Below are 22,006 nucleotides of genomic sequence, written 5' to 3'. Positions count from 1 at the left end.
GCGCCTTCAGCATCAAAGGAGACACTGGGATGATCAGATGCTGGATTTGCGCAGCCGCCAGCGCGCTGGCGTGCTGCATGGCATTTAGGCGCTCGTGCTTGGTTTTCGACCGAGCGGGCCTTGCAACCAATTAACCCGGCATTCAATGTGAAAAATCAAGTTCCGGACGCGTCACTTCAACTCCGCTCTGTCGTTACTTCTGAGGGACAGGTCGTTCTCTCTCTTGTCAGAGAGCCGGCACCAGCTCTGAAGCCCGAAGAAGTGCTTATTCGCGTCGAAGCCACTCCGATTAACCCGTCCGACATTGGTTTGATGCTTGGCGCTGCGGACCTCAGTCGGGCGTGGACCGCTGACGGCGCTGATGGCCCCGAACTTGTAGCGCCTGTGCCTGCGACATCATTGAAGGCGATGCAATCGCGCATGGATGCTCCGATGCGGGTCGGTCTCGAAGGTGCAGGTACGGTCGTGGCGGCAGGAAGCTCACATGCTGCGCAGTCTTTGATGGGGCGAACGGTTGCAGCCATGGCTGGGGGCATGTACGCGCGCTATCGCTGTATACCGGCGGCGGAATGCCTCGTTCTCCCCGAGGGCACCAGTCCCGCACAGGCTGCCTCTTGTTTCGTCAATCCCCTGGCCGCGTTAGGGATGGTGGAAACAGCTCGCAGTGAGGGCCACACAGCGATTGTCCAAACCGCTGCTGCGTCAAATCTCGGACAGATCCTCCTTCAGGTTTGTCTTGCTGACGATATCCCGCTCGTCAACGTTGTGCGATCGGAGCAGCAAGCGGAACTCTTGCGCGAGCAGGGTGCACGCTACGTATGCAATTCAAGTTCCGACGATTTCAGAGAGCAACTTATTGACGCTATTGCGGCCACGGGAGCGACGATTGTCCTCGACCCCATTGGCGGGGGCAGCGGGGGACAGATCTTGAGTTGCATGGAAGCGGCCATCAACCGCCGTCCCGGTCAGACGGTCTCCCGCTACGGCTCCGAAGTTCTCAAACAGCTGTATGTCTATGGCACTCTTGATCCTCGCCCCATCGAGATACCGCGCGACATCGGCACCACATGGGCCGCTGGCGGCTGGCTTCTTCTTCGGTATCTCAAGGTGACACCACAGCAGACCCTTGACCGGTTCAAAGCCCGGATTGCTGCAGAAGTCACAACCACGTTTGCGAGCCGGTATACCCGATCTGTTTCGCTGACGGAGGTCATCTCACCCGAAGTACTCCAAATCTGCGCACGTCCCGCGACGGGAATGAAGTTCTTGATCGAGCCGTGGAAAGGCTGCTGATCGAACCATCGCAATTACTGAGTTCAAATCTCCTGACCCTGAGGGCGCACGGCATCGGCGGCCGGGAGCTGGACATCTCCCGCGTCCAGGCGCCACGCCCTCGTCGAAGGGTTTTCGGGGGTCACGATCGAACTCAGCTTTTCCCCACGGCTAAATAGGTGACATCCATGGACACTCCGCTCTTCGACCGGGACCTTCCCCAAACATCCGCGAACTACGCGTCGCTCTCTCCGCTGCCATTCCTCCAGCGAAGCGCCGAGGTGTACCCGCGGCGTTTGGCCATCGTGCACGGGAACCTGCGCCGCGACTGGGCCGAGGTGTACGCCCGCTGCCGCCAGTTGGCTTCCGCGCTCCAGCGGCGCGGCATCGGCAAAGGGGAGACCGTCGCGGTCATGCTGCCCAACACGCCGCCGATGGTGGAGGCGCACTTCGGCGTGCCCATGGCCGGGGCGGTACTCAACGCCCTCAACACGCGGCTGGACCCGGAGACCATCGCTTTCATGCTGGACCACGGTGAGGCCCGCGCGGTCATCGTCGATCCGGAATTCGCGCCCGTGCTGAAGAAGGCGCTGGCATTGCGCAAGAGCCGCGCGCCGCTGCTGCTGGTGGACGTCGAGGACGAAGTCTACGCCGGGCCGGTGGAGCGCACCGGCGAGGTGACCTACGACGCGCTCGTGGCCGAGGGCGACCCGGAGTTCGCCTGGGGCCTGCCGGAAGACGAGTGGGACGCCATCGCCCTGAACTACACCAGCGGCACCACCGGCAACCCCAAGGGCGTCGTCTACCACCACCGCGGCGCGGCCACGAACGCCGTGTCCAACATTCTCGAGTGGGACATGCCCAAGCACGCCGTCTACCTCTGGACGCTGCCGATGTTCCACTGCAATGGCTGGTGCTTCCCCTGGACCATCGCGGCGCGGGCTGGGGTGAACGTGTGCCTGCGCAAGGTGGATGCCGGCGCGATGGTGGACGCGATCCGCGAGCACGGGGTCACGCACTACTGCGGCGCGCCGATCGTGCATTCAATGCTGGTCAACGCGCCCGACGAACTCAAGAAAAGCTTGCCGCGCGGCGTCAAGGCGATGGTGGCCGGCGCGGCGCCGCCCGCCTCGATGATCGAGGGCATGGAGCGGCTCGGCTTCGACCTCACCCACGTGTACGGCCTGACTGAGGTCTACGGCCCGGCGACGGTCTGCCCGAAGCACCCTGAATGGGACGGGCTGGACATCGGCGAGCGGGCGCGGCTGAACGCCCGCCAGGGCGTGCGCTACCACCTGCAGCAGGGCGCCATCGTGATGGATCCACAGACGATGCTGCCCGTACCATGGGACGGCGACACCATGGGCGAGATCATGTTCCGCGGGAACATCACCATGAAGGGCTACCTCAAGAACCCCAAGGCGACGCAGGAGGCATTCGCGGGCGGTTGGTTCCACACCGGTGACCTCGCAGTACAGTACCCAGACGGCTACATCAAGATCAAGGACCGCAGCAAGGACATCATCATCTCTGGCGGGGAGAACATCTCCTCGATCGAGGTGGAGGACGTCCTGTACCGGCATCCAGACGTGCTGGCAGCCGCCGTAGTGGCCAAGCCTGATCCCAAGTGGGGCGAGTCACCGTGCGCCTTCGTCGAGCTTAAGGCGGGCGCGAAGCTTGCGCCCGAAGACATCATCACGCACTGCAAGAAGCACCTAGCCGGGTTCAAAGTGCCGCGAGCCGTGGTCTTCGGCGAACTGCCGAAGACCTCCACCGGCAAGATCCAGAAGTTCGAGCTGCGACGGCTGCTCCAGTAAGGCTCCGCCGTAGTCGTGTGAGTGGCAACCGCTTTGGACATTGAGTCTCTCGGCGTTCGAGCCTTTGCTGGCCTAAGAGGGCAGTTCCCGCGCTCGTCGACCGCTTTATCGACGGGTTGTCCGCTTCGGGCGCTCTGCGAGATCCTTATATTCCTAGGCCGAACGAGCCCACGTCCAAAAGCGGTCAACTTCGGGTGGAAGCGGCGGGTGCTAGGTCTTCTACGCCTTCTTTGCAGCGCGCGGCGTGCGTGAGATCAGGTTGCAGACGCTTGAGGTTGAGGGCGTAGGGGATGTAACTCGAAAACGAGGAGCATCGGCAGCAGTGGGCGCTGGCGGCGTGCTCAATGTCAAAACAAGTACATCGCGATCTGGAGTGCTGTCAGCAAACGCTATGACGATGCTGCTCACATTCCTGAAAGAGCTCGATCGATCGTCGCCAGGCGTTGACGCCGAACTCATTCATAGCATCTTCCTTTTTTATGATCTCGCTCATGGTAGCCGTGAGCCGCGGATGACCGGGCGAAGTTCGAATCGATCCCGCACTGCCGCCGATTGCTATTGGGTCGTGACACCCGGATCGGCATGGGCTCCATGCCGAGAAAGCATTTCTGCCGATATTGCCTCGTTGCTAACCTCTCCTCCAGTCACATTACTACTAGAGAAGACAGTCGTATGAACAGGCGAACGCGGCGAATTCACGGGCAGGGGGCTTGCTTTCCTCGGGCATCGCGAACTCCGACGGGGGCCCGCGGACGAAGGGCAGTGGGCTCGTCGAAGTGACGTGAGAGCATTTCGCGGCAGACCTCGAACCCGTCGCGCGGTGCAAGCCCAACTTCATCATGCTGCCGAAGGTCAACACTTCGCACGAGATCGAGCACACCACGCGCCTGCTGGACGCCCTTGCCCTTTGAACTGAACTCCCTTTAAGAGCCAACATGGAAATTGCCGTCGTCGGGGCCACCGGAAAAATCGGTGTCCAACTAACCCATAAGCTGCTGCGCGCGGGCCACCAGGTAAGGGCCCTCTTGCGGGGCGGTTCGTCCCTCGACGCCTTGGCGCAGGCCGGTGCGGAGCCATTCAAGGAAAGCTTCGGCACGGGTGCAGGAGAACTCGGCAAATTCTTCGAGGGCGCAGATGCCGCCTTCCTGATGGTGAAGACCGACTGGTCCAACGACATCCACGGGCACTATCCGACGGTCGGACGCCGCATCGTCGATCCAACACACACGAGCCCGAGTCTTTCAACACGTGGTGCGCCCGGGAGGCCTGACGCCTGGAAAGCGCGATCGGCATGATCCTGGCGCAAGCCGCGCACCTCGCCGGGAACTCGGTCAGTGTATTGGACCTGACCCAACCTGGCCCAGACCTGCGTTTGCGCTGCCTCAACTAACCCATTTCAACAGAAACCATCCATGCAACACCTGCCCGACCCCGCCGAAACCTTGGCCGCTTTGCTGCGCGATGCCGAGCAGCAACGCGCCCCCTGCACGCCCTTGCGGCACCGCGCCGAATCCCTCGACTGGCCGACCACCCAGGAGAACGCCTACGCCGTGCAGCGCATCAACGAGGCGCGCCGCATTGCGGGCGGCGACCGCGTCACGGGGCGCAAGATCGGGCTCACTGCCGCCAGCGTGCAGCGGCAGCTCGGCGTCGACCAGCCGGACTACGGCGCGCTCTGGAGCTCCACGGCCTTTGGCGACGGCGCGGAGATCCCGCTGGCCGGCTTCATCCGGCCCAAGGTGGAAGCCGAAGTCGCGATCGTGCTCGCCAAGGATGTAACGGCCGCCGACGCAACCTTGGCCGACCTCTTCGCGGCCACGGCCTATGCGGTGCCAGCGCTCGAGATCGTGGACAGCCGCATCGCGGCCTGGGACATTCGCCTGTTCGACACGATCGCCGACAACGCATCGGCCGCCGGCTACGTGCTCGGCGCCGACCCGAAGCGGCTGGACCAGCTGAGCCTGCGCGACGCCGGCATGACGCTGGCCGAAGATGGCCGGGAGGCGAGCTACGGCAGCGGAGGCGAGTGCATGGGCCACCCCCTGAATGCCGCCGTCTGGCTGACGCGGCAATTGGCCCGGCTCGGCACCCCGTTGCGCGCCGGCGACGTTGTGCTCACCGGGGCGCTCGGGCCCATGGTGACGATCAGCGGGCCCTCGTTGTTCGAGGCGCACATCGAAGGCCTCGGCCGCGTCGCGGCGCGGTTCACGTGACCCTACAAGGAAGCTCCATGGACAAGATCAAGGCTGCCATCGTTGGCAGCGGCAACATTGGCACCGACCTGATGATCAAGGCGCTGCGCGGCGCGCGGAACCTCGAGGTAGTCATGCTCGCCGGCATCGACACGAACTCGGACGGCCTCGCGCGCGCACGCCGCCTCGGCGTGGCAACCACCGACCAGGGCGTCGAGGGGCTCGCCCGCCACCCCGCCTTCGCCGACATCGACATCGTGTTCGACGCGACCTCGGCGGCGGCGCACACCCGCAACGATGCCTTCCTGCGCGAGCGCAAGCCGGCCCTGCGCATGGTGGACCTCACGCCGGCGGCCATCGGCCCGTACTGCGTCCCCGTCGTGAACCTCGACGAACACTTGGACGCACCGAACCTCAACATGGTCACCTGCGGCGGCCAGGCGACCATCCCCATCGTGCGCGCGGTCGCGCAGGTTGCGACCGTGCACTATGCCGAGATCGTCGCGTCAGTGTCGAGCCGCTCCGCGGGCCCGGGCACGCGGGCCAACATCGACGAGTTCACCGAGACCACCGCCCGCGCCATCGAAGTGGTGGGCGGGGCCCGACAGGGCAAGGCCATCATTGTCCTCAACCCCGCCGAACCGCCGCTACTGATGCGCGACACCGTCTATACGCTGAGCTCCGGCGGCGACGAGGCCGCGATTGAAGCCTCGGTGCAGGCCATGGTGGCGGCCGTGCAGCAGTACGTGCCCGGCTACCGCCTTAAGCAGGCCGTGCAGTTCGAACACATCCCGCGCGAGCAGGCGCTTCAGATTCCCGGCGTGGGACGGCTCGACGGGCTCAAGACCTCGGTGTTCCTGCAGGTCGAAGGCGCGGCACATTACCTGCCGGCTTATGCGGGCAACCTCGACATCATGACGAGCGCCGCCCTAGCGAGTGGCGAGCGCATCGCTGCGCGCCTGCTGGCCACCCGTGCCACGGCGAACGCGTAAGGAGATCCCCATGAATGGCAGAAAAATCTACATCTCTGACGTGACGCTGCGCGATGGCAGCCACGCCATCCGGCACCGGTACACAGTGGCGCAGGTGGCGCAGATCGCGGCCGCGCTGGATGCCGCAGGCGTCGACTCCATCGAGGTCGCCCATGGCGACGGGCTCGCCGGCTCCAGCTTCAACTACGGCTTCGGCGCCCACACCGACCTCGAGTGGATCGCAGCGGCGCGCCACGCCGTCCGCCGGGCGCGGATCGCCACCTTGCTCGTGCCAGGCATCGGCACCGTGCACGACCTGAAGGCCGCGCACGCGGCCGGTGCCAGTGTCGTGCGCGTGGCAACTCACTGCACGGAAGCCGACGTCGCGAAGCAGCACATCGAGACCGCGCGAGATCTCGGCATGGACACCGTCGGCTTCCTCATGATGAGCCACATGACCAGCGCGGCTGAGCTCGCGCAGCAGGCACTGAAGATGGAAAGCTACGGTGCCACCTGCGTGTACGTCGTTGACTCGGGCGGGGCGCTGGGCATGCAGGACGTGCGCGACCGGTTCCGCGCCTTCAAGGACGTGCTGCGCCCGGAAACCGCGACCGGCATGCACGCCCACCACAACCTCAGCCTCGGCGTCGCCAACAGCATCGTGGCCGTGGAGGAAGGCTGCGACCGCGTAGACGCCAGCCTGGCCGGCATGGGTGCCGGCGCCGGCAACGCGCCGCTCGAGGTCTTCGTGGCGGCGGCCGAGCGGCTGCACTGGAACCATGGCTGCGACGTGAGGGCGCTGATGGATGCGGCCGATGACATCGTGCGGCCACTGCAGGACCGGCCCGTCCGTGTGGACCGCGAGACGCTGTCGCTTGGCTATGCCGGCGTCTATTCCAGCTTCCTGCGGCATGCGGAAGTCGCCGCCGCGCGCTACGACCTGCCGGCCGTCGACATCCTGCTCGAACTTGGTCGTCGCCGAATGGTCGGCGGCCAGGAAGACATGATCGTCGACGTCGCCCTCGACCTTCTACGTTCGCGTGAAGCCGGACCCGTTGCCGCCGTCGCCGCGGCTATCGCCTGACCTCCGAAGATTCGCCACAGTACCTCCTGTCCATCGCCCTGGCCCGCGCCGCTTCGCTGCGCGTGTCGGGCGTCGGCGAGGCGAATTCGACGAACTCGAAGCCCATCAGACCCATGGGGTTGTCAAAAGGATCAGTCATTTTGTGTTGCTCGAAAATCAGGTTAGGGGTCCCAGCCTCGAACGCCTCAGGCATCAAACGAGTCGAACCCATAGACGACGACGGGGTTGTGCACCAGGATCCTGTGGACTTGAGATGGTTTCGCGGAGCGCAGGAGGAAGTCCAGCGTCGCAGCGTCTTCCGGCTTCTCCAACTGGGTGCCATGAGGCCAGTCTGAACCCCATAGCAGTCTTTCCGAGTGGAGCCCGACCACCGTTTCCAACATAGACGCAATGTGATCGTATGAATCAGCACCGCCTCGTGCGAAAAAATAAGGTGCCGAGAGCTTCAACCACACCCTTCCGCTGTCGAGCAGCCGGTGCAAGCATCTTTCGACGTCCGGTTGCAGGCGCTCATCCTCTCCGACACATGCGATGTGATCGAAGACAAGCTCCGCGGGCAGCGTGCCTAGCCTGTGCTCTAGTTCGAGAAGCTCCGACTGCGAAGCGTGAAGCTGGACATGCCAGCCGAATGGCGCCACGCGCTCAGCCACGGCCTGCATCATCTCGACGGCCGTGGTTCCACGCTGAGCCAGGTTGAAGCGAGCACCGCGAACGCCGACGTCACGAAGGTCCGATACCGTGCGCACGGTCGCATGCGCATTCGGCACCGCAACGCCGCGGCCATGGGGCCCGGCATCCCGCAGCGACTTGATCAGCACGCATTTTTCGACGCCGTAGATCGACGGTGTCACATTCACGAATCTCGTGAGTCCTAGGGAGATGGAGCGCGCCCATGTCGTCACTCGTGCTGCGTTGTCGCAGTCAGAGAGGGAAGCATTGCCGTCTACCGGCCGCGAGAAATGCGTGATTGATGGCGGAAGAGGGAACGAGCCTCTGACAAGGCCTCGTCGGTTGAGGAAAGGAAATCCGAGGAGTTCTTGAGGAACTCTCAAATCTTTTGGAAAGGCAAGCTGAGGCCGCCCCGCAAGGGGCGTTCTTGATCACAGCGCAGGGAAAAGTCCGCGGCGGACTTTGCATCGCGCCGGATCACCGGAATATTCATTGCCCGACAAGCACTTAGCGTAGCCGCCTTCGGCGGACTTTATTGTTGCGCAACACCTCAACATATTCATCGACGGCGACCAGGGCACCACCGGCCTGGACCTGCAGAACCGGCTCCGCGGCACGGAATTCCGCATCCGCACCTTGCCGACGGGCCTGCGCAAAGACCCGGCTGCCCGCCGCGACGCCCTCAACGCGTGTGACATCGCCATCCTTTGCCTGCCCGATGCCGCGGCGCGCGACGCGGTGGCGATGATCGAGAACCCTTCGGTGCGTGTCATCGACGCCAGCTCGGCCCACCGCACCAGCCCGGGCTGGGTCTACGGCCTGCCGGAGCTCGATGCACGGCAAGGCGAACGCATCGCCGCGGCATCGCGGGTCACCAATCCGGGCTGCTATCCCACCGCCGCGGTCGCGCTGCTTCGACCTTTGACGGATGCGGGCCTGCTGCCCGCCGACTGTCCGCTCGTCATCCATGCCATCTCGGGCTATTCGGGGCAGGGCAGGGCGGGGGAAGAAGCGCACGAGGCCGGGGCCGGGGCGCATTCGTTCAAGGTCTACGGCCTTGCACTGGAGCACAAGCACGTGCCGGAAATCGAGGCCTACGCCGGCCTGGCGCAGCGGCCTCTCTTCGTGCCGGCCTATGGCAGCTGGCGGCAGGGCATCGTGCTCACCATCGGATTGCACGCCCGATGGCTCTCGTCGGACGCGTCGGGCGCGCGCATCCACGAATGCCTTGCGGAACGCTACCGCGATGCGGCGCATGTGCGCGTGCTGCCGATGTCGACTGCCGAGCCGATCACCGAACTGGACCCGCAAGTCCACAACGGTTCGAACGACATGAGCCTGGCCGTTTCGTGCAATGAACGCACAGGGCAGATCGTCTTGAGCGCAGTGCTCGACAACCTGGGCAAGGGAGCCGCGGGTGCGGCCGTGCAGAACCTGCGTTTGATGGCCAGCGCCGATATCAGCTGATGAGCCGGTCGGCGCGCACCAGCAGCGACTGCGGCAGCTTGAGTCCGATCGCGTTGGCGGTCTTCTGGTTGAGCACCAGCTCGAAGGTCGTCGGCCGCTCGATCGGCAGGTCCGCGGGCCGGGCGCCCTTGGCGATCCGGTCGACATACGACGCCAGCCGCGCATAAGAGTCCACCAGCCGCGGGCCGTAGGTGCACAGCGCGCCGCTGTCCGCGAAGACCGGCCAGCCGGACATCACGGGCATCTTGCGCGCGATCGCGAAGTCGAGGATCTGCCGCCGGTTGGCCACCGCGAAGCTGTCGCTGAAGATCGACACCGCGCGTGCGGGCGAAGCGGCCATGGCATCCAGCGAGGACGCGAGCTCGCTGCGCGTCCGCGCCGGAAAGTACTCGGTACGCAGGCCGAGTTGCCTGGCCGCGCCGTCGGTGTAGTCGCGCTCGATGTGCGAGCCCGGATGTTCGGGGTTGGCCACGATGGCCACGTCGCGCAGCGACGGAACCATCTCGCGCAGGATTTCCAGCAACTTGCCGTTCATCTCGGCGGCCATCAGCGTGAGGCCGGTCATGTTCGACTCGGGGTGCGCGAGACTCTTCGCGAAACCGGCCGAGACCGGGTCACCGCTGAAGACGTAGGCCACCGGCACGGCCACCGGCAGGCCGCTCACGACGTTCACTGCCGGCCCGCCCTGCGCCAGCAGGATGTCGATGCCCAGGCCCTGGAGTTCCGCGACCTGTTCGGGGACGCGGTCGACCGAACCGTCGCCGTACCTGAACGCGATGGCAAGGTTCGGGCCTTCGACATGGCCCAGCCGGGCGAGCGAGGCGCGCAGCGCCGCGACCATCGGCGCCAGGCTGGCGGGCTCCTGGGCCGTGACCCATCCGAGGCGCAGCACCTTGTCGGCTGCGTATGCCCGCGAACTGTTCTGCGTCAACGCAAGGGCGAACGCGGTGCCCAGGACCAAGCGTCGTTTCATGGCGGGAGCGTGCACCATTGGTGGCGCCTGCGCAAGGCGCACCATCCACCTTGACGCGCCCCGGGTCGGCGCATACTGTGCCGTCGGTGAAGGACTCCCATGACGACGATCGTTTACCTGGGTGACGACAAGACGGTCTCGGTGGCCGATCCCGGCATGACGGTCCTCGACATCTCGATCGCCCACAAGATCCCGCATCTTCGGGAATGCGGCGGCAACGGGCGCTGCACGACCTGCCGGGTGCGCATTTGCGACGGCATCCAGAACGTCTCGCCGCGCACGCCGCGCGAAGCCGAGGTGGCCGAAGCGCGTCGCTGGGACAGGTTCACGCGGCTGGCTTGCCAGGCGCGCGTGGGCGGCGACGTGACGCTCGAGCGGCTGGTCAGGCATTGCGCGGATGTGTCGCGCCTGCAGCTGGAGCAGGCTTCGATCGCGCCGCCCGAGGAGCGATCGCTGGCGATCCTGTTCTGCGATATCCGCGGGTTCACGTCCTTCGTGGACAGCAACCTGGCCTACGACGTGGTGCACATCCTCAATCGCTTCTTCACGGCGATCGGCGATGCGATCCTGGTCAACAACGGCATCATCCACCAGTATGTCGGCGATCAGGTGGTCGGCCTGTTCGGGGTTGGCGCAGACCCCCTCGAAAAGAGCTGTCTCGACAGCCTGCGGGCCGGCTTGGGCATTCTCCAGACGCTGACTGATCTCAACGCTGCGCTGTCAGCCGAGTTCGGCGTGACCCTCGACATCGGCGTCGGAGCGCATTGCGGGCCGCTCGTCGTCGGGATGATGGGGCATCCGAGCCAGCTGCAGTTCACGGCCGTCGGGGACGCCATGAACGTCGCCAGCCGGATCGAAGACGCGAACAAGACGCTCGGGACCCGATTCCTGGTGTCGGAGATTCTGTTCGACCACGTCGCTCAGGTGCCCGTGCAAGCGCGGCGAACCCAGGCCGTGCTCAAAGGCAAGCGCGACACGTTCAAGCTGGTGGAAGTCATCGGCTTTGCCGCGCCGGACCCCGCGCTGCTGGTCCAGTCGACCATCGGCGTCCTGCTGCAACACCAGAAGCAATTCACGGCGCACCTCTATCGGCGCTTGTTCGAGCTGGACCCCGGGACGCAGCCCCTCTTTCGAGGCAACCTGGAGACCCAGGGCCAGATGCTCTCCCACATGCTCCAGTTCCTGGTCTACGCCATGAGCCGTCCCGAGACCATGAGGCTCGGCTTGCGGGACCTCGGACGGCGGCACGATGCCTACGGCGTCGCCGCCGGGCACTATCCGGCCTTCCGCCGGGCGTTTCTCGATTCGGCGCGGGAGGTGCTGGGCGAGAAGTACACGCCGCAAGTCGAAATGGCCTGGACGGACACGATCGACGTCATCGTCCAGGCGATGCTCGCTCGCCGCTGACTCGCCTGCGGTTCAACAGCAGCGGCACCAGCCCGATCGCGATGCCGCCCATGCCGACCGCGTTGGTCACCGCATCGAAGGTGGGGATGCTGTAGAGCGCAATGAAGAACAGGAACACGCCGCTGGCCGCCGGCCACCACACGTGGGTCACGGCCGCCCAGCCGGCCGAGGCCAGCGCACGGTAGTGCCAGGCGCAGGCCAGGCCCGTGAGGCCCAGGTAGAAGCAGATCTGGAAGCCGATCGCGGTGATCGAGTCCTGCAGGATCACGTTGATGGTGGGCAGGTACGAAGACACGAGCAGCAGCGCCAGCCCGGCGGCCCAGATGAAGAAGATCGCGACATGCGGCGTCTGCCAGCGCGGGTGCAGCCGCGCGTATCGCTGGTGCAGCGCGCCGTCGCGGGCCTTGGCGAACAGCATGCGCGTGAACTGCAGCATCTGGGTCTCGACCGTGCCCACCGTGCTGAGCAGCACGGCGAGGATCGCCACGTAGCCCCAGGTCTTGCCGAACAGCTTCTCGGCGATCGCGAAGATGACGTTGGTGTTGTAGTGCTGGATCTCCTCGTCACTCAGGCCCAGCAGGGTGATCGTGATGAACACGAGAAAGAACGCCATCAGGAACACCATGGCCCAGAAGGCCGCGCGGCCCGGCGTGCGGCCCGGGTCCCGGGTCTCCTCGCTGAGGTTCAGCGTCACGTCCCAGCCGTAGTAGAAGAAGATCGCCACCAGCGCGCCGTTGGCGAACAGCTTGGGCGAGAACTCAAGCGGCGAGAACCAGCGCCACGAGAAGGGGTGCGCCGGCGCCTTCGTGAAGACCGCGAACGCCGCCACGATGATCGCCAGCAGGATCACGGCCTCGATCAGCGTCAGCCCCACCTGCACGTAGCTGGTGAGCTTGATGCCCTTGACGACCACGGCGCTCACCGCGGTGAGCCACAGCGCGGCGATCAGCGTGACCCAGTGGACGTCGTTCATCAGCGCCGGCGCGAAGACCAGCAGGGTTGCGTTGGCGGCCGGGATCATCGCCGACACCATGAACACGCAGCACAGCACCAGCAGCGCCCAGCCGGCGAAGAAGCCCAGCGTGCGGCCGAACACCATGGCGACCCACGCATAGGAGGTGCCGGCACTGGGCAGCGCCCGGTTCATCTGGATGAACGCGAACGCGATGCCGAACATGATGAGGCCGCAGACCAGCACGCTGGCCGGCGACAGCACGCCCGCGGTCGCGATGATCGTGGAAGTGGTGATCTCGATGCTGTAGGCCGGCGCCGTGCCGGCGACGCCCATGACGACCGCCTCGGTCATGCCGAGCGAATTGGCTTGAAGACCGGCGGACTCGCGCATGCCCTGGTTGTACGCCGGCTGCGAGGGCGCCGCAACAGGCTATCTCTCGGCCTCCACGTGATAGGTCTGGATCGGCTCCGCCTTGCCCTTGACCAGCGCCGGCGGCATGGGCCGCAGCCGGAACTGGTCGTCCAGCGCGCGCCGGATGTCCTCCGTGACCAGCAGGTCGACTTCGTACCTGGCGGTCAGTCCTTCGACCCGGGAGGCGACATTGATGGGGTCGCCGGTCACGCTGAATTTGGAGAGGCCGGCGGTGCCGATCACGCCCGCCACCACCTCCCCGCCGTGGATGCCGATGCCGAAGCGCAGTTCGGGCAGGCCCCGCTCCCGCAGGGTGGCGTTGTAGCGCGCCAGGGCCGCGCGCATGTCCAGCGCGGCCAGCACGGCGTCGCGGGCCTGCCAGGGGTTGGCTTCCAGGGCGCCGAACAGCGCCAGCAGGCCGTCGCCCACGAACTCGGTGACATGCCCGTGGTGGTGGCCGATGGCGATCGTCATGTGGCGGAAGTAGTCGTTCAGGATGCCCACCGTCACGGCCGGGTCGAGCCGGTCGCACAGCGCCGTGAAGCCGCGCAGGTCGGCGAACAGCATCGTCACCTGGCGCCGCTCGGGCGCCAGGACGTCGCTGGCCTCGGTGAGCCGCTCCACCACGTCGGCCGGCACGAAGCGCTCGAACTGGCGCTGCAGCTGCTCGAGCCGATCGTCGGCGGCGAGCAGCAGCTTCTCGAGCTGCTCGTTCTGCCGGCGGCCGTGCAGTACGAGCACGGCCAGGCCCGACAGGGCGATGGCGCCGAGCGCGACGAGGATCCAGTCCAGCGCCGTCACTCCAGCAGCATGGCCAGCCGCACGGTCGCGTTGGCCAGCGACGCCACGCCGATGGCTTCCAGCAGCGCGGCAGCGCCCAGTTCGGCGCCGAGGGCGCGCGTCTTTTGCTGGATCGACGAAGGCTCGTAGTAGACCGTGTCGCGCGCCCACGCCAGGAGGCCGGCTTCGCCCTGCGCCAGCCGGGGCGAGCGCAGCGTCGCCATGGCGCTGTCGATGTCCGCCTGGCCGAAGCCGTCTTCGAGCAGCAGGCGCGTCGCCGCGGCTTCGCAATGCGGGCAGCCCAGCGTGCGCGCGACGACGGCGAACATCAGCGCCTTGGCGCTGCGGCTCAGCAAGCCGGACTCGAACGAGCCATCGAGCGCCGCCTTCATGATGGTGCCTGCCTGCAGGCCGGCCAGCGGCGCGACCACCACGCCGAAGGGGCCGGCCGCCAGGGTGGCCCGGTCCAGGGCCGCCGTTTCAGGCCGGCCCGGGCCGAACTTTTTCATCAGCGGCATGGCGAGCGCGAGCAGCCAGCGAAACGGTCCGGCGGCCATGCGCTCGAACTTCTTCTCGGGTGGGCAGGCCAACAGCGTGCTGACCCGGTTGAAGAAGCAGCCGAACGAGATCGCAAAGGCGATCTCGCCGATCTGCGCCGGGGTATAGCCGAGTTCGAGCAGGGCAGCCCGCTCGGCCGCGGCCGGGCGCGGCCTCGACCGCGCCAGGCTGCGGCAGAAGGCGATGTAGGCGCGTTCCTTGGCGTCCAGCTCGGCCATCTGGACGTCGCGTTCGACCTGCTGGATGAACGACTCGGAATAGCCCAGCAGCTTCATGTAGGCACGGTTCGCGCCGTAGCAGTAGCGGCACGAATTCTCCTGGGCCGTCACCATGCTGCCCATCCGGTGCAGCCGCTCGGGCAGCGCGGCGGGCATGTAGTTCGTCGCCTGGTAGGCGGCCTCGCGCAGCCAGCGGCTGGCCGCCACCCGGCGGTCGACCTCGAGCACCGGGGCGCCGCGGCGCTTGAGTTCGGCTTCCCATGCCGCGTCCGGCGCCGCCGGCAGGACGGGGTCGCTCCACTGGATCTCGCTCAGCAACACGGCCATGCACCACTCCACAGGAAACCGGACACCATGGCCGATCGTCGACCGGCCGGCCTGGATGGTAGCCAATACGGGCCGCCTTCGCTCGCCTCGCCGGCACCCGCGGACGGCCGCCGCCTCACTGCGGGCTGCCGCCGCCGGCGCTGAGTTCGGCCCAGTCGAGTTCCTGCACCAGCACCCGGTAGGCATCGTCGCCGATCACGTCGTCGCGGCGCATCTCGAAGGCGCGCTGGCGCGCCACCGCGATGGCGCGGCGCCGCAGCGGCCCGCCGGGTACTTCGTCGATCGGCGCCTCGTCGGCATGGCCCGAGTTCAGCTCGACGATCGCGCCGTACTCCTTGCGCAGCAGCTTGCCGGCCAGGCTGTCGTCGTGCGCGATCGCATCGAGCAGCGCGCGATAGGCATGCGTGCGGCCGAGCCGGATCTCGCGCCCCACCGGGTCGTCGTCGCTGAGCCCCATGCGGCGGATCAGCGGCGCCATCGTGAGGCCCTGCAGCACCAGCGTGCCCAGCACCACCGCGAAGGCGCAGAGCAGGATCAGGTCGCGGTGCGGGAACGGCGTGCCGTCGGGCAGGGTCTCGGGAATCGCGAAGGCGGCGGCCAGCGTCACGATGCCGCGCATGCCGGCCCATGAAAGCACGATGCCGCTGCGGAAGGCGCCCCGCCCATGCCCGGCCTGCGCGGCGCCGGCGGCGCGATGGCGTCGCAAGCTCAGTGCCTTGTAGCTCATCACCCAGACGAAGCGCGCGGCGACCGTCGTGCCAAGCACCACCAGCGCCGTGAGCACGGCGTCGGTGCGCGCGCCGCCAGCCTCGAGCCGCTGCCAGATCGGCCGCAGCTGCATGCCGATCAGCACGAAGGCGAACGCATTCAGCACGAACACCACCGCCTCCCAGACCGCGAACACCGGTACGCGCTGGCGCGCCGGCAGCTGGGCACCGCCGCTGCGCGCGACCGTCATCGCGTAGGCGACCAGCGTGAGGATGCCCGAGAGCCCGATCGCCTCGGCCGCGATCCAGACACCGAAGGTCAAGGCGAACTGCATGATGAGCAGCACCGGCACCTCGCGCACGCCGCTCATCAGCCGGCGCAGCGCCCAGGCGCAGCCCACGCCTGCCGCCAGGCTGCCGAAGAGGGTCAGCAGGAACACCGGCGCGAAGCTCGCGAAACCCAGGTGGCCGGCCATCACGGCCATGATCGCGAGGCGGTAGACCAACAGTGCGCTGGCGTCGTTCAGCAGGCTCTCGCCCTCGATGATCTTGAGCAGCTTGTGCGGCAGCTTGACCTGCCGCATGACGGCGGTCGCCGCCGCCGCATCGGGCGGCGCGACGATCGCGCCCAGCGCGATCGCCACCGGCCAGGACATGCCGGGCACCAGCCAGCGCGCCACCAGCGCGACCGCGATCACCGTGGTGCCGACCGCGGCGATCACCAGCCCGGCGATCGGCCGCCAGTGGGTGCGCAGGTCGCGCAGCGAGGTGTCGTAGGCGGCATCGACCAGCACCGGCGCCACGAACAGCGTCAGCGCCAGGTGCGGGTCCAGGGTCCAGTTGGGACTGTCGGGCACGAAGGCGAGCAAGGTGCCGCCGAGCGCGAGGAAGGTCGGATACGGCGCACCCAGCCGGCGCGCGAGCGCAGCCAGCAGCGCGGCGCCGAGCAGCAGCACGATGATCCATTCGAAGGTGGCCATGGTCGGGGCCGAGTATCCCTCACAGCAGATACGGAACCAGCGCCGCCACCCGCCGGCTGTAGGCCACGTAGGCTTCACCGAACTGCTCGCGCATCCAGCGCTCTTCCATGCGCAGCTTTCGCCACAACGCCCACAGCACCAGCGCGATCGCGGCGACGCCACCGAGGTCCCCGCGTGCGAAGCCGGAGCCCAGGAACGCCAGCAGCAGGCCCGTGTAGATCGGATGGCGGACGAAGCGATAGGGGCCGCCGGTGACGAGTTCGTGGTCCTGCTTGAGTGTCACCGTGCCGCTCCAGTTCCGGCCCAGGTACGCGCGCGCGGCCACGCTGAACAGCAGGCCCGCCAGCGTGACCGCCGCGCCGGTCCAGAAGGACCATGCGGCGCGCGGCAGGATGCGCACATCGAGCAGCGGGATCGGCGCATTCGGGCGCCACAGCAGGCCGATGGCCAGCGCCAGGGGGACGATGTGCAGCAGCCGGGAGCCCGGCGATTCGCGGCGCACCGTGGGCTTGACGTCGCGCGACATCACCCACCAATAGAGCGCCCAGCTCAGCCACATCGCCGGAAACAGGTACCGATAGACGAGGAGCATGGGAAACGCCAGCTGGTAACTCTCCTGGCCTGATTCTGCCCCTTCGCGGCCGCTTTCCTTGCTCGCCGAGGCCGCGCGCGGTACGCTGGGACCCGCGGGCGGGTGTCCCTGCCCGGGAGGCAAGGTCATGGCCATGTATGAACGCATCCTCGTTGCCACCGACGGCTCCGAGCTCTCGCAGCTGGCGGTCCACAGCGCCATCGATCTGGCCCTTTTGATGCAGGCCGAGCTGGTCGCCATCAAAGTGGTGCGCCGCGACCCCACCGGCTACTTCGAAGGATCGGTGCTGCTCGACCAGGCGGATGCCGATCGCCTGGGCGAGCAGTTCAACTTCGAGGCGCAGCGCGTGGTCGACGCGGTGAAGGCCACGGCCGATGCCAGGGGCGTGAAGAACACGCGCGCGGTCGTGGTTCAGTCGGAGCTGGTCTCCGAGGCCATCATCGAGACCGCGAGCCTGCACCACTGCGACCTGATCGTGATGGCCTCGCACGGCCGGCGCGGCGTGCAGCGCCTGCTGATGGGCAGTGAAACCCTGCAGGTGCTGACGCACTCGCGCATACCGGTGCTGGTGCTGCGCTGAAGGCTCTCATGTCTTGCTCGCGGCCTTCCTGCCGAGCCACCACCTGGCGATGCGGTCCGCCGGCCCGCGCACCAGCAGGTAGGGCAGGAACGCCAGGAAGAACACGACCACGATCGCCTCGCCGAGGTAGAAGGTGCCGACAGTCTTGAACTGGTAGACGGCGTCCAGCGCGAAGCCCAGGGCGATGATGCGCGAGGTGGCCTTGAAGCCTTCGCGCAGGCGGGCGCCGCGCTGGGCCGGATCACGCAGCAGGGCCCGGAAGTACGGCGTGCGGCCGGCGCGGGCATCCTTGACGCCGTCGAGGGTCGCGACCACGGCCGCCATGATCGGCTGGAAGATGAAGCGGAACGACTCGGGCCCGCTCGGACGCGAGAGCAGATCCGTCCAGACGCGGTGCAGCACCTCCTGCATTTCATTCATTCATTGACTCCGTGGCTTGCCGGCTTCACCCGCGCGCGGGTCAAGGCGGTCGAGCATGCCGGCGCGGCAGGGGTGCGTCAACGCCATTGTTGCGGCGTAGGAATTCGCTGACAGCAGAGGCGTCGACGGCGCGCGCAAAGCGATGGTCAGGGGCCTTGGGCCCGCCTATCATGCGGGCGACCCATCCTCCGACCCAAGACGCATGGACACCTCGAACACGCCTCTCGCCCCGACGCCGGCCACCGGCGTCAAGCCGCCCGCGCCCGGCATGGCCTGGATACCGGGCGGCACCTTCCTCATGGGATCTGACCGTCACTATCCCGAAGAGGCACCCGCGCACAAGGTCGCGGTCCAGGGCTTCTGGATCGACACCCACGCCGTGACCAACGCCGACTTCAAGCGCTTCGTCGACGCCACCGGCCACGTGACGCTGGCCGAGAAGCCGGCGCGGGCGGAAGACTATCCCGGTGCCGACCCGGCGATGCTGGTGCCCTCGTCGGTGGTCTTCCGCAAGACCGCGGGGCCGGTCGACATGGGCAACGTCCACAACTGGTGGACCTACCAGCAAGGCGCCGACTGGCGCCATCCGCGCGGTCCCGGCAGCTCGCTGCAGGGGCTCTGGAAGCACCCGGTGGTGCATGTCGCCTTCGAGGACGCCGAGGCCTATGCGGCCTGGGCCGGCAAAGCCCTGCCGACCGAGGCCGAATGGGAATTCGCGTCCCGCGGCGGCCTCGACGGTGCGGAGTACACCTGGGGCGACGAGTTCACGCCGGGCGGCAAGCACATGGCCAACACCTGGCAGGGCCAGTTCCCCTGGCAGAACCTGCTGGTCGACGGCTACGAGGGCACGGCGCCGGTCGGTTCGTTCCCACCCAACGGCTACGGCCTGTTCGACATGGCGGGCAACGTCTGGGAATGGACCACCGACTGGTACCAGGAGCACGGCAAGATCGAGCACGCCTGCTGCACGATGGACAACCCGCGCGGCGGCACGGCCGACGCGAGCCACGACCCGCGATCGCCCGAGCCGCGCATCCCGCGCCGGGTCATGAAGGGCGGCTCGCACCTGTGCGCGCCGAACTACTGCCATCGCTACCGCCCGGCAGCCCGGATGGCGCAGCCGATCGACACCATGACCTCCCACCTCGGCTTCCGCTGCATCGTGCGCGAGGAGCGCGCCCTGTAGGAAGGGGCGTGGCTGCCGCGACAGCGGGGTCGTCGATCGCGTTCAATACAGCCGGCTTCCGGACCAGAGCAGCGACAGCGCCGCCGCCGCGATCGCGACCACCGCCGAGACCAGCGCCACGACGCCCGTGAGCTCGGTGTCGCGGGTCAGCACCTGGACGCGCGAGCCGAGCTTCTCGTAGACGCTGCGCAACGCCTCCGCGGTGCCGGCATGGAAGTACTCGCCGCCGGTCATCCGTGCCACCTCGCGCAGGGTCGGCTCGTCCAGCTTCATGTAGATCGCCAGGCCGTCGGGCGTGGCGGTGTCGCCGTCCACCGTACCGAGCCCGACCACATAGATCCGGACGCCGCGATCGGCGGCCATCTTCGCCGCTTCGAGGGTGTCGATGCCGGTGGTGCGGCGGCCGTCGCTCAGCAGGATGATCGCGGCGGAATCGAAGGAGCCCGGCGCCACCGGCGTGATCTGCCGGGGCGGCGGCTTCGCTTTCTCGTCCAGGCTGCGCCCGCGCGGCCGGCTGCCGAATGTCATCTCGCCGAGGTCGATGCCCTGCTCCGGAAACAGCTCCGCCAGGCACAGGACGATGGCATCGCCCACCGCGGTTCCCATCTGCATCTGGAAGCCGTCGATGCTCGTCACGAGGCTGGCGCGGTCCAGCGTCGCCCGCTGCGCCACCTGGCTGCTGCCGGCGAAGGTGACGAGGCCGACCTCGATGTCCTTGGGCAGTTCGCGCAGGAACAGCTTCGCCGATTCCTGCGCGGCGGCGAGCCGGGTCGGCAGGACGTCGCTCACGCGCATGCTGAGCGACACGTCCATGGCCAGCATGATCGACGACCGTGCCCAGGGCAGCGGCACGCGCGCCACCGGCCGTGCCGCCGCGAGCAGCAAACCCGCGCAGGCCAGCAGGAACATCGCCGGCGGCACGTGCCGCCGCCAGTTGCGGCCTGCCAGCGCGTTGCGGACCAGCGCCAGGCTGCTGTAGTGCAAGGCTCTCTTGCTGCGGCGGCGCAGCAGCCAGACGTAGGCCGCCGGCAGCAGCGCAAGCGCCGGCAGGAACCAGAGGCAATCGGGCCAGAGGAAGGACATCGGCGGCGCCTTGGAGTTGGGCGGTGCGGCACTATCGTGCCCGCGCGGACGCGGTTTCGCAAGAACCGCGCCGCGGCGCCCGTCCGTCGCCTCAGGCCGCCCGCGTCGCCCCGTCGGCCTTGAACATCGCCCGGATCCCGCGCACGGCCTGCCGGATGCGGGCTTCGTTCTCGATCAGCGCGAAGCGCACATGGTCGTCGCCGTGGTCGCCGAAGCCGATGCCGGGGGAGACGCAGACCTTGGCCTTCTCGAGCAGGCGCTTGGCGAATTCCAGCGAACCCAGTTCGCGGTACGCGGGCGGGATGCGGGCCCAGATGTACATCGAGGCCTTGGGGAGCTCGACCTCCCAGCCGGCTTCGGTCAGGCCCTTGTGGAGCACGTCGCGCCGGGCCTGGTACTTGGCGGCGATTTCGCCGACGCAGGCCTGGTCGCCCTCCAGCGCCGCGATCGCGGCCACCTGCAAGGGCGTGAACATGCCGTAGTCGTGATAGCTCTTGATGCGCGCCAGCGCGGCCACCAGATCGGGGTTGCCGACCATGAAGCCGACGCGCCAGCCGGCCATGTTGTAGCTCTTGCTGAGGGTGAAGAACTCGACCGCGATGTCCTTGGCGCCGGGCACCTGCATGATCGACGGCGCCTTCCAGCCGTCGAACACGATGTCGGCGTAGGCGAGGTCGTGGACGATGAAGATGTCGTGCTTGCGGGCCAGCGCGATCACGCGCTCGAAGAAGTCGAGCTCCACGCACTGCGCGGTGGGATTCGACGGAAAGCCCAGCACCATCATCTTGGGCTTGGGGTAGCTGCCGCGGATGGTGCGTTCGAGTTCGGCGAAGAAGTCGACACCCGGCACCAGCGGCACCGAGCGGATGTCGGCACCCGCGATGACTGCGCCGTAGATGTGGATCGGATAGCTCGGGTCGGGCACCAGCACCGTGTCGCCGCGATCGAGGGTGGCGAGCATCAGGTGGGCCAGCCCTTCCTTGGAGCCGATCGTGACGATGGCTTCGGTGTCCGGATCGATCTCCACCTGGTAGCGCTGCTGGTACCAGTGCGAGATGGCGCGGCGCAGCCGCGGGATGCCCTTCGAGGCCGAGTAGCCATGCGTATCGGGGCGCTGGGCGACCTCGGTGAGCTTCGCCACGATGTGGGGCGGCGTGGCCCCGTCGGGGTTGCCCATGCTGAGGTCGATGATGTCTTCGCCGCGGCGGCGGGCGGCGAGCTTCAGCTCGGCCGTGATGTTGAAGACGTAGGGGGGCAGGCGGTCGATGCGCGCGAAGCGGCGCTTGCCGACAGAAGAGGACATGGTTGAATCTCACGTAAGCGCCCGGAACCGTCCGAGCGACGCAGGCCGCCATGT

The 22,006-nt window shown here is 67.3% G+C and carries 20 protein-coding genes; 10 read left to right on the top strand and 10 right to left on the bottom strand.

All coding sequences use genetic code 11. The features are described 5' to 3' along the window. The first annotated feature begins 120 nt into the window (after positions 1-120). The 6 genes from AC1DF3_RS20485 (at position 121) to dmpG (ending at position 7,336) form a co-directional block, all read left to right on the top strand. Positions 121-1,293: an alcohol dehydrogenase catalytic domain-containing protein gene (locus AC1DF3_RS20485; RefSeq protein WP_478140679.1), complete on the top strand. Its 1,173-nt coding sequence runs from the start codon at positions 121-123 to the stop codon at positions 1,291-1,293. Positions 1,294-1,460: 167 nt separating this feature from the next. Beyond that, positions 1,461-3,089 carry an acyl-CoA synthetase gene (locus tag AC1DF3_RS20480; RefSeq protein WP_478140678.1) on the top strand — a complete coding sequence of 543 codons (1,629 nt, stop codon included), beginning with the start codon at positions 1,461-1,463 and terminating at the stop codon, positions 3,087-3,089. Positions 3,090-4,024: 935 nt separating this feature from the next. Further along, positions 4,025-4,384: an NmrA family NAD(P)-binding protein gene (locus AC1DF3_RS20475; RefSeq protein ID WP_478140677.1), complete on the top strand. Its 360-nt coding sequence runs from the start codon at positions 4,025-4,027 to the stop codon at positions 4,382-4,384. A 117-nt stretch (positions 4,385-4,501) separates the two neighbouring features. After that, positions 4,502-5,302: a 2-keto-4-pentenoate hydratase gene (locus tag AC1DF3_RS20470; RefSeq protein ID WP_478140676.1), complete on the top strand. Its 801-nt coding sequence runs from the start codon at positions 4,502-4,504 to the stop codon at positions 5,300-5,302. Between the two features lie 17 nt (positions 5,303-5,319). Then, on the top strand, positions 5,320-6,273 hold the full coding sequence (locus AC1DF3_RS20465; RefSeq protein WP_478140675.1) for an acetaldehyde dehydrogenase (acetylating): 954 nt from the start codon (positions 5,320-5,322) through the stop codon (positions 6,271-6,273). A 10-nt stretch (positions 6,274-6,283) separates the two neighbouring features. Next, positions 6,284-7,336 carry a 4-hydroxy-2-oxovalerate aldolase gene (dmpG, locus tag AC1DF3_RS20460; RefSeq protein WP_478140674.1) on the top strand — a complete coding sequence of 351 codons (1,053 nt, stop codon included), beginning with the start codon at positions 6,284-6,286 and terminating at the stop codon, positions 7,334-7,336. Between the two features lie 185 nt (positions 7,337-7,521). On the opposite strand, the gene AC1DF3_RS20455 is transcribed toward dmpG, so the two are convergent. Then, positions 7,522-8,238, bottom strand: a complete 717-nt coding sequence (locus tag AC1DF3_RS20455; protein ID WP_478140673.1) for an amidohydrolase family protein — start codon at positions 8,236-8,238, stop codon at positions 7,522-7,524. A 301-nt stretch (positions 8,239-8,539) separates the two neighbouring features. Here AC1DF3_RS20455 and argC point away from each other — a divergent pair, with 301 nt between their 5' ends. Beyond that, positions 8,540-9,472: an N-acetyl-gamma-glutamyl-phosphate reductase gene (gene argC, locus AC1DF3_RS20450; protein ID WP_478140715.1), complete on the top strand. Its 933-nt coding sequence runs from the start codon at positions 8,540-8,542 to the stop codon at positions 9,470-9,472. Here the strand turns inward: argC and AC1DF3_RS20445 are convergent. Further along, the gene (locus AC1DF3_RS20445) at positions 9,465-10,445 is read right to left on the bottom strand and encodes an ABC transporter substrate-binding protein (protein ID WP_478140672.1); all 981 of its coding nucleotides are present in this window, start codon (positions 10,443-10,445) and stop codon (positions 9,465-9,467) included. The genes argC and AC1DF3_RS20445 overlap by 8 nt on opposite strands. 99 nt (positions 10,446-10,544) lie before the next feature. On the opposite strand from AC1DF3_RS20445, the gene AC1DF3_RS20440 reads away from it, so the two are divergent. Beyond that, entirely contained in the window at positions 10,545-11,852 is a 1,308-nt protein-coding gene (locus tag AC1DF3_RS20440; RefSeq protein ID WP_478140671.1) for an adenylate/guanylate cyclase domain-containing protein, read from the top strand. Here AC1DF3_RS20440 and AC1DF3_RS20435 read toward each other — a convergent pair. From AC1DF3_RS20435 to AC1DF3_RS20415, 5 genes are all read right to left on the bottom strand, one after another. Then, a complete protein-coding gene (locus tag AC1DF3_RS20435) occupies positions 11,821-13,197 on the bottom strand; it encodes an APC family permease (RefSeq protein ID WP_286536023.1) in 1,377 nt (458 codons plus the stop codon). The two genes, AC1DF3_RS20440 and AC1DF3_RS20435, sit on opposite strands and share 32 nt — an antisense overlap. A 39-nt stretch (positions 13,198-13,236) precedes the next feature. Continuing rightward, entirely contained in the window at positions 13,237-14,019 is a 783-nt protein-coding gene (locus AC1DF3_RS20430) for an adenylate/guanylate cyclase domain-containing protein (protein ID WP_286536022.1), read from the bottom strand. Beyond that, positions 14,016-15,101: a carboxymuconolactone decarboxylase family protein gene (locus tag AC1DF3_RS20425; protein ID WP_286536021.1), complete on the bottom strand. Its 1,086-nt coding sequence runs from the start codon at positions 15,099-15,101 to the stop codon at positions 14,016-14,018. Before AC1DF3_RS20425 ends, AC1DF3_RS20430 begins: the two co-directional genes overlap by 4 nt. A 115-nt stretch (positions 15,102-15,216) precedes the next feature. Then, complete coding sequence (locus tag AC1DF3_RS20420; RefSeq protein ID WP_478140670.1) at positions 15,217-16,788, bottom strand: Na+/H+ antiporter; 1,572 nt, start codon at positions 16,786-16,788, stop codon at positions 15,217-15,219. 19 nt (positions 16,789-16,807) lie between these two features. Further along, positions 16,808-17,380 (bottom strand): methyltransferase family protein, encoded by a 573-nt coding sequence (locus tag AC1DF3_RS20415; protein WP_478140669.1) that lies wholly within the window; start codon positions 17,378-17,380, stop codon positions 16,808-16,810. A 133-nt stretch (positions 17,381-17,513) separates the two neighbouring features. Here AC1DF3_RS20415 and AC1DF3_RS20410 point away from each other — a divergent pair, with 133 nt between their 5' ends. Beyond that, positions 17,514-17,960, top strand: a complete 447-nt coding sequence (locus tag AC1DF3_RS20410; RefSeq protein ID WP_286536119.1) for a universal stress protein — start codon at positions 17,514-17,516, stop codon at positions 17,958-17,960. A gap of 6 nt (positions 17,961-17,966) precedes the next feature. Here the strand turns inward: AC1DF3_RS20410 and AC1DF3_RS20405 are convergent, their stop codons facing one another. Further along, positions 17,967-18,380 carry a hypothetical protein gene (locus tag AC1DF3_RS20405; RefSeq protein WP_478140668.1) on the bottom strand — a complete coding sequence of 138 codons (414 nt, stop codon included), beginning with the start codon at positions 18,378-18,380 and terminating at the stop codon, positions 17,967-17,969. A gap of 202 nt (positions 18,381-18,582) precedes the next feature. Between AC1DF3_RS20405 and AC1DF3_RS20400 the strand changes: the two genes are divergently transcribed. Next, positions 18,583-19,566 carry a formylglycine-generating enzyme family protein gene (locus AC1DF3_RS20400; protein WP_286536016.1) on the top strand — a complete coding sequence of 328 codons (984 nt, stop codon included), beginning with the start codon at positions 18,583-18,585 and terminating at the stop codon, positions 19,564-19,566. A gap of 42 nt (positions 19,567-19,608) precedes the next feature. Here AC1DF3_RS20400 and AC1DF3_RS20395 read toward each other — a convergent pair whose 3' ends face one another. Then, on the bottom strand, positions 19,609-20,649 hold the full coding sequence (locus AC1DF3_RS20395) for a VWA domain-containing protein (RefSeq protein WP_301814273.1): 1,041 nt from the start codon (positions 20,647-20,649) through the stop codon (positions 19,609-19,611). A gap of 91 nt (positions 20,650-20,740) precedes the next feature. Then, complete coding sequence (gene alaC, locus AC1DF3_RS20390) at positions 20,741-21,952, bottom strand: alanine transaminase (RefSeq protein ID WP_478140667.1); 1,212 nt, start codon at positions 21,950-21,952, stop codon at positions 20,741-20,743. Positions 21,953-22,006: the final 54 nt, after the last annotated feature.

This window comes from Variovorax sp. 10N432 (assembly GCF_056394465.1).
Note: the sequence above shows the minus strand (reverse complement) of the source record. Positions and strands in the feature narration are given on the sequence as shown.

Excerpts from the sequence above, each read along its gene's own strand:
- AC1DF3_RS20395 (WP_301814273.1), bottom strand. The coding sequence starts at position 20,649 with ATGTCCTTCCTCTGGCCCGATTGCCTCTGGTTCCTGCCGGCGCTTGCG.
- AC1DF3_RS20435 (WP_286536023.1), bottom strand. The coding sequence starts at position 13,197 with ATGCGCGAGTCCGCCGGTCTTCAAGCCAATTCGCTCGGCATGACCGAG.
- AC1DF3_RS20470 (WP_478140676.1), top strand. The coding sequence starts at position 4,502 with ATGCAACACCTGCCCGACCCCGCCGAAACCTTGGCCGCTTTGCTGCGC.
- AC1DF3_RS20405 (WP_478140668.1), bottom strand. The coding sequence starts at position 18,380 with ATGAATGAAATGCAGGAGGTGCTGCACCGCGTCTGGACGGATCTGCTC.
- AC1DF3_RS20480 (WP_478140678.1), top strand. The coding sequence starts at position 1,461 with ATGGACACTCCGCTCTTCGACCGGGACCTTCCCCAAACATCCGCGAAC.
- AC1DF3_RS20475 (WP_478140677.1), top strand. The coding sequence starts at position 4,025 with ATGGAAATTGCCGTCGTCGGGGCCACCGGAAAAATCGGTGTCCAACTA.
- AC1DF3_RS20410 (WP_286536119.1), top strand. The coding sequence starts at position 17,514 with ATGTATGAACGCATCCTCGTTGCCACCGACGGCTCCGAGCTCTCGCAG.
- AC1DF3_RS20425 (WP_286536021.1), bottom strand. The coding sequence starts at position 15,101 with ATGGCCGTGTTGCTGAGCGAGATCCAGTGGAGCGACCCCGTCCTGCCG.
- AC1DF3_RS20415 (WP_478140669.1), bottom strand. The coding sequence starts at position 17,380 with ATGCTCCTCGTCTATCGGTACCTGTTTCCGGCGATGTGGCTGAGCTGG.
- AC1DF3_RS20440 (WP_478140671.1), top strand. The coding sequence starts at position 10,545 with ATGACGACGATCGTTTACCTGGGTGACGACAAGACGGTCTCGGTGGCC.
- AC1DF3_RS20400 (WP_286536016.1), top strand. The coding sequence starts at position 18,583 with ATGGACACCTCGAACACGCCTCTCGCCCCGACGCCGGCCACCGGCGTC.
- alaC (WP_478140667.1), bottom strand. The coding sequence starts at position 21,952 with ATGTCCTCTTCTGTCGGCAAGCGCCGCTTCGCGCGCATCGACCGCCTG.
- dmpG (WP_478140674.1), top strand. The coding sequence starts at position 6,284 with ATGAATGGCAGAAAAATCTACATCTCTGACGTGACGCTGCGCGATGGC.
- AC1DF3_RS20445 (WP_478140672.1), bottom strand. The coding sequence starts at position 10,445 with ATGAAACGACGCTTGGTCCTGGGCACCGCGTTCGCCCTTGCGTTGACG.
- AC1DF3_RS20420 (WP_478140670.1), bottom strand. The coding sequence starts at position 16,788 with ATGGCCACCTTCGAATGGATCATCGTGCTGCTGCTCGGCGCCGCGCTG.
- AC1DF3_RS20465 (WP_478140675.1), top strand. The coding sequence starts at position 5,320 with ATGGACAAGATCAAGGCTGCCATCGTTGGCAGCGGCAACATTGGCACC.